11 protein-coding genes are annotated in these 7,439 nt (G+C 61.9%); 6 read left to right on the forward strand and 5 right to left on the reverse strand.

From position 1 onward, the window contains the following. Positions 1-188: 188 nt before the first annotated feature. Positions 189-1,145 (reverse strand): alpha/beta fold hydrolase, encoded by a 957-nt coding sequence (locus UNPA324_RS10935; protein WP_164936525.1) that lies wholly within the window; start codon positions 1,143-1,145, stop codon positions 189-191. Between the two features lie 331 nt (positions 1,146-1,476). Here UNPA324_RS10935 and UNPA324_RS10940 point away from each other — a divergent pair, with 331 nt between their 5' ends. Then, the gene (locus UNPA324_RS10940) at positions 1,477-1,659 is read left to right on the forward strand and encodes a hypothetical protein (protein WP_128921626.1); all 183 of its coding nucleotides are present in this window, start codon (positions 1,477-1,479) and stop codon (positions 1,657-1,659) included. Between the two features lie 107 nt (positions 1,660-1,766). Here UNPA324_RS10940 and UNPA324_RS10945 read toward each other — a convergent pair whose 3' ends face one another. The 3 genes from UNPA324_RS10945 to ykgO all read right to left on the reverse strand — a co-directional run bounded on the left by UNPA324_RS10945 (position 1,767) and on the right by ykgO (position 3,031). Then, positions 1,767-2,027 carry a hypothetical protein gene (locus UNPA324_RS10945; protein WP_128921627.1) on the reverse strand — a complete coding sequence of 87 codons (261 nt, stop codon included), beginning with the start codon at positions 2,025-2,027 and terminating at the stop codon, positions 1,767-1,769. Positions 2,028-2,152: 125 nt separating this feature from the next. After that, positions 2,153-2,785, reverse strand: coding sequence for a tetratricopeptide repeat protein (locus UNPA324_RS10950; protein ID WP_128921628.1), 633 nt, complete (start codon positions 2,783-2,785; stop codon positions 2,153-2,155). Between the two features lie 120 nt (positions 2,786-2,905). Next, positions 2,906-3,031 carry a type B 50S ribosomal protein L36 gene (ykgO, locus tag UNPA324_RS10955; protein WP_006611362.1) on the reverse strand — a complete coding sequence of 42 codons (126 nt, stop codon included), beginning with the start codon at positions 3,029-3,031 and terminating at the stop codon, positions 2,906-2,908. A gap of 311 nt (positions 3,032-3,342) precedes the next feature. On the opposite strand from ykgO, the gene UNPA324_RS10960 reads away from it, so the two are divergent. From UNPA324_RS10960 to UNPA324_RS10975, 4 genes are all read left to right on the forward strand, one after another. Further along, the gene (locus UNPA324_RS10960) at positions 3,343-4,227 is read left to right on the forward strand and encodes an amidohydrolase family protein (RefSeq protein ID WP_128921629.1); all 885 of its coding nucleotides are present in this window, start codon (positions 3,343-3,345) and stop codon (positions 4,225-4,227) included. 448 nt (positions 4,228-4,675) lie between these two features. Then, positions 4,676-5,083, forward strand: a complete 408-nt coding sequence (locus tag UNPA324_RS10965; RefSeq protein WP_246667295.1) for a RidA family protein — start codon at positions 4,676-4,678, stop codon at positions 5,081-5,083. A gap of 156 nt (positions 5,084-5,239) precedes the next feature. Continuing rightward, positions 5,240-5,971 carry a haloacid dehalogenase type II gene (locus UNPA324_RS10970; RefSeq protein WP_128921631.1) on the forward strand — a complete coding sequence of 244 codons (732 nt, stop codon included), beginning with the start codon at positions 5,240-5,242 and terminating at the stop codon, positions 5,969-5,971. Between the two features lie 46 nt (positions 5,972-6,017). Further along, the gene (locus tag UNPA324_RS10975) at positions 6,018-6,485 is read left to right on the forward strand and encodes a YbaK/EbsC family protein (protein ID WP_128921632.1); all 468 of its coding nucleotides are present in this window, start codon (positions 6,018-6,020) and stop codon (positions 6,483-6,485) included. 6 nt (positions 6,486-6,491) lie between these two features. Here the strand turns inward: UNPA324_RS10975 and UNPA324_RS10980 are convergent, their stop codons facing one another. Then, positions 6,492-6,842: a hypothetical protein gene (locus tag UNPA324_RS10980; protein ID WP_141934685.1), complete on the reverse strand. Its 351-nt coding sequence runs from the start codon at positions 6,840-6,842 to the stop codon at positions 6,492-6,494. A 228-nt stretch (positions 6,843-7,070) separates the two neighbouring features. Between UNPA324_RS10980 and UNPA324_RS10985 the strand changes: the two genes are divergently transcribed. Beyond that, on the forward strand, positions 7,071-7,328 hold the full coding sequence (locus tag UNPA324_RS10985; RefSeq protein WP_141934686.1) for a hypothetical protein: 258 nt from the start codon (positions 7,071-7,073) through the stop codon (positions 7,326-7,328). Positions 7,329-7,439: the final 111 nt, after the last annotated feature.

The following is a 7,439-nucleotide window of genomic DNA, read 5'->3' on the forward strand; positions in this document are numbered from 1 at the left end:
GCCGACACATACGCTAAAACCGAATTTCGTTAAAGTGGAATATTTTTAGCGAGACGGATTGACAGAGCGCGACACAGGCACGGTTGCGTAGCCCGGATGAGCGCAGCGACATCCGGGACAGCGCGAGATGCGGGGCGAGCGCCCCCCGGATATCCGCTCATCCGGGCTACGGGAGCATCCATCTCGCTCTAATCGGCGGCCGCCTGTGCCGGGGCGATTTTCCCGATCATCGTCTCGATCTCCGCTTTCACACGATCCGGCACGGCGTTCTGCACCATGTGGCCGAGATCGGGCAGCACGATCAGCTTCGCATTCGGCACCATGGCCGCGAAGGGGCGGGCGTGGATGCCGGTCCTGACCGTCTTGTCGGGCTCGCCGGCGATGATCGTGACCGGCGCTTTGATCTCGCCATAGCGCGGAGCTTGCGCCGCGACGGCTTCCTTCAGCGTCACCAGATCATAGGCGTTGGCGATGAATTCGCGCGGGCGCAGCAGCAGCGGCGTCGCGGAATCCCGCACGAAACCATCAGGCATCATCTGCGGCAGGAATACGTTGCGCGCACCAGACTCGGCCACGACGTAACCGAGCGGCAGGGTGATGGTGTAGGCAAGCAGCGGGCCGATCACCGGCGTCGCGATGATCTCGTTGTAACGGCCGACGCCGCCGCGCCAGGGATGGGTGACGGGCGCGAGCATGACGAGGCCGGCGACGCGGCCCGGGTGATCGAGCGCAAGCCGCGCGCCGAGCGCGCCGCTCCAGGAATGCACGACGAAGACCGCACGCTCGATCCCGAGCTTTGCAAGCGCCTCATCGATCATCCGCGCCTGGATCTGCGGCGTGGAATCCCGGCGCCGCGCCCGCGTGCTCCAGCCATGGCCGGGGCGGTCGACCAGGATGACGCGATGGTCCTTGGCGAGAATGTCGCCGAGCGGGCGCCGCATCGCTTCGAGATTGGAGCTTGCGCCGTGCAGCATCACGATCGGCACCCCCGCATCGCGCGGGCCGATATCGACGACGTGAAGCGTGGCCCCGTCGACCTCGACCATCTCGCCCTGCGGCGGAAAGGCGCGCTGCACGGCGACGATTCCGGCCTGCGTGACCAGCGCCAACAGAACCAGCGCCGTCAAGACTGACATCACGATCATGGAGAGAATCCGGGAGATCCAGGGCACAGGGCAGTTACGGGTCCGATGGGCGGCAGTTTCGCAGCCTCGGCTTTCGGTGCTTCCACCGAAAATGCCGGGGCTGTGGATATGTGCACAATTGCCGAACGTAAAAACTCAATGGAATCAACAATATTCCAAGAGGACACGCAAGCCTCGGACCAGCTTCATGCGGCCGTCATCGCGGCTTCCTTATAATCGCCATGGTCGGTTCCGCCATCTAGGCGCGGGTGGGCGCCGATCCTCCTCGCAGCCTCAGGGGATGTGGGAAAGACCGGCAGAATTTGTCCTGGTTTGAACCGGAGGAATTTCGATGAGCTTCAGATCGAACGACACTGCGATCGACGAAATCGTCGCGAGCTGCAACGGCGACCTGCGCGGTGCCGTGCGGGCGCTGCTGCTGATCAACGAGCATCTCGAGGCGGAGCTGGCAAAGGCTTATGCCGCAGCCGCCGATCACGGCCTCGTCGAGCGCGGCGGCAGCGTTTTGCACTAAAGTGCGATCGATCGCACTTTAGGCTCTGAGCATGATCTTGTCGGAAAACCGCTGCACACTTTTCGCGAACGCGGCCCTTCGGGTCCGGATCAGGCTTGGAACGCAGGCTAATCCGTGCCGTCCTCGTCTTTTTCCTCGTCCGGCGTGAGCGCGGGACAGACGCGGATCGTCGAACGGGCAATCTTGGCATCGGCCTTGGACTTGTAGGGACCGTCGCCGAACCAGATATCGCCGATGATGACCGGATTGCTGCTCACGATATTGCATTTTCCGGTGGCGCGGTTGCCGACCACCCAGAACAGTCCGTCGGCAAAGCTCACCGTCCCCGACGCCAGCAGCAAGCACCCCGCAAAGATCAAACGCTTCATGGCTTTCGCTCCTGCCATGCAGGTAGGCCTGCGGCAGGCCGGGCAATAGTCCTTGCGCCGCGGCGTTTCCGATCGTGGTTAACCCGCGCAGGGTGCAATTGCTCGAAAGCTGATCGAGTTGTCGGCTAGATATCGCGGCCTTCGACCTTCTCGGTCAGCGCCTTGACCTGATCGGGGATCTTTTCGAGGTGCGGATTGACGGCGAGCGCCTTGCGATAGGCGTCGAGCGCGCGCTTCTCGTCACCGACCTCCTGCATGATCATGCCGAGGCCTGCAAGCGCGCCGAAATGGCGCGGCTCCCGGACCAGCACTTGCTGGATATCCGCGAGCGAGCGGCCATAGTCGTTCTGCATGTAATAGAGCGTGGCGCGCCGGTTCCAGGCCTCGATGTAGTCGGGCCTGAGCTTGATGATCGAATCCAGCAGCTTGATCGCGACATCGATCTTCTTCGCATCGACCGCGGTCTTGGCGCGCGTCATCAACAGCGCCGCGGTGTCGCTCGGGGTCTGGAGCCAGATCGCCCAGATCCGCGCTTCGACATGCTTGGCGCTGACCTCGTCGGGTGCAGCCTTCAGCGCGCCGAACAGGAAATCGAGATTCTTGGTGCGATCGACCTTCGGCAGCTTGGCCGGCGCCTCGGGCAGCTTCTTCTGCTTGCCGGGCGGCTCAACCTGCTGGGCCCAGGCTGGAGCCAGCCCAGCGGTTCCCAGCACGAGGGCCAGACACAGAGTGCGCGCAAACTGGAATCTCACTGCCATGGTGAAAGTCTAAACGCGCAAAGCCGCCCTTGCAAAGCAAAGGCGGCGTCAAACTCGTGTGAGCCGTGGTCTTGCGGGAACGCGCGAGGCGACCGCGAGGGCAGAGATCGGACTGACCGATCAGCCCTGGCGAGCCTTGAAGCGGCGCTGCACCTTGTTGATCACATAGACCCGGCCCTTGCGGCGGACCAGGCGGTTGGCGCGATGGCGACCGCGCAGCGATTTCAGCGAGTTACGGACCTTCATGGCGGAATCCTGAACGTTCGAAAGGCCGTGTTCGGCACTACCGTTGCGGCACGCGCGAATGTGGCAAAATGAGATTTTTCCCGCTGGCGGATGACCGCCCGGGACGGGGCGGTTCTTAAGGCATGGCGGGAGGTGATGTCAATGTTAACTGCCGCCTTCCGAACCGGCAAATTCTCGAGAACAACCCCACGCACAGTAGAAACGGCCGGATCGGCCCGATTTATCGCCAGAGAAATCAGGCCCTTTCGACGACGCCTTGCCAAATTCGTTATATCATATAATCAATTTGGCAACCCGTCGGGAGGAAACCCATGCCGAAGCTGAAGCTGCCCAATATCGACGATGTCGTCGCCATCGACATCCACACCCACGCCGAGGAGCCCTGCGGCTGCCACCCCGACGACGGCTATGACGATTTCCAGGCGCAGATGGCGGAGTATTTCAAATCGCCGAACAAGCATCCGCCGACGGTGCCGGAAACCGCGGCCTATTACCGCTCCAAGAACATCGCGGCGGTGATCTTCCCCGTCGATGCCGAGCGCGAGACCGGCTTCCGCCGCTACAACAATTACGAGATGCTGGAGGTCGCCTCCGACCATCTCGACGTCCTCATTCCCTTCGTCTCGATCGACCCGCACAAGGGCAAGCTCGGGGCGCGCGAAGCACGCAAGCTGATCGAGGAATACGGGGTGCGCGGCTTCAAATTCCACCCGACCATGCAGGGCTTCTATGCCAATGACCGCATGGCCTATCCGCTCTATGAAGAAATCAACAATGGCGGCGCGATCGCGCTGTTTCACACCGGCCAGACCGGGGTCGGCTCGGGCATGCCCGGCGGCATGGGGATGCGGCTGAAATATTCCAACCCGATGTACATGGACGACGTCGCGGCCGATTTCCCCGACCTCAAGATCATCCTCGCCCACCCCTCCTTCCCCTGGCAGGAGGAAGCGCTGTCGGTCGCGACCCACAAGCCGAACGTCTACATCGACCTCTCCGGCTGGTCACCAAAGTACTTCCCGCCGATCCTGGTGCGCTACATCAACTCGATCCTGCAGGACAAGATGCTGTTCGGCTCGGACTGGCCGGTGATCACGCCCGACCGCTGGCTGTCGGATTTCGCCAAGATCGACATCCGCGACGAGATCCGGCCGAAGGTGCTGAAGGCCAACGCAAGGAAGATTTTGGGAATCTAGAGCGCAATGGGCTTAGGCTGAATCACGCGGCCGAGGGCTCGGTGCACCCCTCCCGCAAGCGCTTGCGGGAGAGGCCGACGCGCCGGGCGATGCGAAGCATCGTCCCGTGCGGCGGGTGAGTGTTCTTTCCTCTAGGGGATTATCCCGCTGTGGTGACACCCTCTCCCCACCCCTCCCCCGCAAGCGGGGGAGGGAGCATACCTCCATTGTTGCGGCATTCGATCGAACGACCGAAGCCCTCATGCTCAAGACCTCAGACTGCGCCAGGCTTCCGTCGACGCTCCCGGCCGGGTCGGAATTACAGTCGACAACCGACATTCGAGTAACTGCCACGGATGGTCCGCGACGGGCCATAAACGGAAGTGCCCTTCCTGAGCAAGCGTAGGTTAGTGTTGTCGGCAACAACGCCGCGACCTGCCCCAACTAGGAAGCTGTAATGACCCGGTCTATGAAAATTCCAACCGAGCTTTTTGACAGTCGGAAATTCGGTTTTGCTCAGGTGGCCGTTACTCCGACGCCCCTAGGGCACGCGATACACATTTCTGGTCAAGTCGCGTGGGACTCGAATGGAAACATCGTCGGTACTGATGACATTGGACGCCAATTGGAAAAGAGTTTGGAAAACCTCAGCGTCGCCCTAGCTTCCGTTGGTGCCAGACTTGATGACGTGGGATCGCTACGGATTTACATCAGGCAAACCCACCTCCACCAAGGTGACGCCATATCTCACGCCCTCAAGGCTGTATTTGGTGATAATCCACCGTGCACAACTTGGATCGGAGTTACGAGCCTCGCCAGGGACGAGTTCCTTGTTGAGATCGAGCCCTCGGTTGTATTCCTGCCCCGAACAATATGACTAAACACAAATGGCACCCCTTCAACGTCTCTTCCGGGTAACGACCCGCCGATCACACTTGCAGTGGCAGACCTCCGCTTTGCTCTGGTAAGCTGACGATGATGCGCACTCCCCAAGCGGAATTCTTGCGACCGCAACGACCTGGAAGGACAGCCCATGAGCATCAACGCCGTCGTCTTCGACGCCTATGGGACGCTCTACGACATCCAGTCGGTCGCGGAGATCACCGAGGATGCGTTTCCGGGCTATGGCGAGATCATCACGCAGGTCTGGCGCATCAAGCAGCTCGAATACACCTGGTTGCGCTCGCTGATGCGGCGCTACCAGGATTTTGGCGCGGTCACCCGCGACTCCCTTGCCTATACGTTGCGGGTGCTGGGGCTGGCCTACGAGAGCGAGGCGTTCGAGCGCGTCATTGAGAAGTACCTGCAGCTCGATCTTTATCCGGATGCCACCGCAGCGCTCACCGCGCTCAAACCGCGAAAGCTTGCCATCCTCTCCAATGGCAGCCCGGACATGCTGAATGCGTTGGTGCGCAATTCCGGGCTCGACCGCCTGCTCGATGCGACCATCAGCGTGGACGCCAAGAAAATCTTCAAGCCGAGCCCGGCAGCCTATGAGCTGATCGGCGAGGTGCTCGGTACCGCGCCGAGCGAGGTTCTGTTCGTGTCCTCCAATCCCTGGGACGTGGCGGGAGCAAAGTCGTTTGGATTGAACGTCGCCTGGATCGAGCGGGTGACGCCGGAAGCCATGGCGCTGGCTTGCGTCGAGAACGAACTCATGGCACCGCTCACCATGTTTAGGGCGATCCGCACCCAGATGGACGAGCTTGGCTTTGCGCCGGACCACCGCGTCCATGCGCTCTCCGAGCTGCCAGGGATTGCCTAGGCATCGCCGCCCGTAAGTCTGACAAGTCTGACATGAGCTGCCCGGAATGAGCCTGGAATCCGTTCGCGCCTTCTTCGCCAAGAAAGCCCCCGACATCACCGTGATGGAATCGCCGATCAGCTCGGCCACGGTGCCGCTTGCGGCCGAAGCCTATGGCGTCGAGCCCGGCCGGATCGCCAAGACGTTGTCCTTGCGCATCGGCGAGCGCGTGATCCTGATCGTGGCCGCCGGCACCTCGCGAATGGACAACAAGAAGGTCAAGGCGCAGTTCGGCGGCAAGCCGAAGATGCTCGGGCTGGAGGAGGTCGCCGACATCACCGGACACGAGGTCGGCGGCGTCTGCCCGTTCGGCCTGAAGGCGCCGCTGCCGGTCTATTGCGACGTGTCGCTGAAGGCGTTCGACGTGGTGGTGCCGGCCGCCGGCTCAACCCACAGCGCGGTGCGCATCACGCCGGAGCGGATGGCCGAGCTCACCGCGGCCGAATGGGTCGACGTCTGCGAACACCGCCCTTAACAGAGGCTAGTCATCCTCGTCATAGGGACGCGGTTGCGCCTGCGGAGGTGGCGGCAGCGCATTGTTATAGCGCGGCGGTGCAGCGCGATTGCGCGGGACCTGCTGTTGCGGCGGCATCTGGTTGTTGGACTGGAACACGGCGCGGCAGCCGCTCGAGAGCTGCGGCGTGTTCTGCTGCAAGCAGGCGGTGATGCGGCTGACGTCGGGAATCTGGTCGCTGCATAGCCGCCAGACGTCCGGCGTACACGCCATCTGCTGTTCCATTGTTCCGCGATACTCTTCAGCGAATGCTGCGCCCGGCGCGACGATGCCGCCGATCGCGAGCACGACACCCAGCGCAATCCGCTCTGTTCGCATATCCCGATCCTTCTCGATTCCCGTCGATTTTCATCAATCAATGAGGCGGGAGCCGGTTCTGGACCAACAACAAAATGTGAAAACAGCCCCGGAACCTACTCGACCTTGCCGATCTTCTTGACCGCCGCCAAGCGGCAAGAACAAGACGTTTACGAAGCGTTAGCCATGTCTGGCTCCGCCAGGAACGCATGCCCGGACGCGCTGTTGCCCTCTCAAGGAGAGTGAGCGATGCGGAATCTGGCGACCATCGACGTCGCGCTGGACGAGATGCTGGTGAATCTCGCGGCGATCGTGTTGCGGCTTGCAGAGCCCGAATTGACGCGGACGCCGGAAGCGCGGCGCGCATTGGCGCAATCGGTCCATCAATACGCGGTGTGTGCCGCACGCTCGAGCAACCCGCGCGTTCACGAATTGAAGTCGCAGCTCGACGAGACGTTAAAGCCGGGCTTGCGCATCGTGGCGATCGACGGTGTGAAGGTGTCGTAGTCACGCTTGTCATTGCGAGGAGCTCCTGCGACGAAGCAATCCTGATCTTCCCCCAAAAAAGTGGACAGGGTTCAAGCCGATTTTAGCTCCATCTCGACCGGGCTGATATAG

This window comes from Bradyrhizobium sp. UNPA324 (genome assembly GCF_006658635.1).
GTDB lineage: Bacteria > Pseudomonadota > Alphaproteobacteria > Rhizobiales > Xanthobacteraceae > Bradyrhizobium > Bradyrhizobium nanningense.

Bases quoted from the DNA above. Each gene is read 5' to 3' on its own strand.
- UNPA324_RS10935 (WP_164936525.1), bottom strand. From the start codon at position 1,145: ATGATCGTGATGTCAGTCTTGACGGCGCTGGTTCTGTTGGCGCTGGTC.
- UNPA324_RS10940 (WP_128921626.1), top strand. From the start codon at position 1,477: ATGAGCTTCAGATCGAACGACACTGCGATCGACGAAATCGTCGCGAGC.
- UNPA324_RS10945 (WP_128921627.1), bottom strand. From the start codon at position 2,027: ATGAAGCGTTTGATCTTTGCGGGGTGCTTGCTGCTGGCGTCGGGGACG.
- UNPA324_RS10950 (WP_128921628.1), bottom strand. From the start codon at position 2,785: ATGGCAGTGAGATTCCAGTTTGCGCGCACTCTGTGTCTGGCCCTCGTG.
- ykgO (WP_006611362.1), bottom strand. From the start codon at position 3,031: ATGAAGGTCCGTAACTCGCTGAAATCGCTGCGCGGTCGCCATCGCGCC.
- UNPA324_RS10960 (WP_128921629.1), top strand. From the start codon at position 3,343: ATGCCGAAGCTGAAGCTGCCCAATATCGACGATGTCGTCGCCATCGAC.
- UNPA324_RS10965 (WP_246667295.1), top strand. From the start codon at position 4,676: ATGAAAATTCCAACCGAGCTTTTTGACAGTCGGAAATTCGGTTTTGCT.
- UNPA324_RS10970 (WP_128921631.1), top strand. From the start codon at position 5,240: ATGAGCATCAACGCCGTCGTCTTCGACGCCTATGGGACGCTCTACGAC.
- UNPA324_RS10975 (WP_128921632.1), top strand. From the start codon at position 6,018: ATGAGCCTGGAATCCGTTCGCGCCTTCTTCGCCAAGAAAGCCCCCGAC.
- UNPA324_RS10980 (WP_141934685.1), bottom strand. From the start codon at position 6,842: ATGCGAACAGAGCGGATTGCGCTGGGTGTCGTGCTCGCGATCGGCGGC.
- UNPA324_RS10985 (WP_141934686.1), top strand. From the start codon at position 7,071: ATGCGGAATCTGGCGACCATCGACGTCGCGCTGGACGAGATGCTGGTG.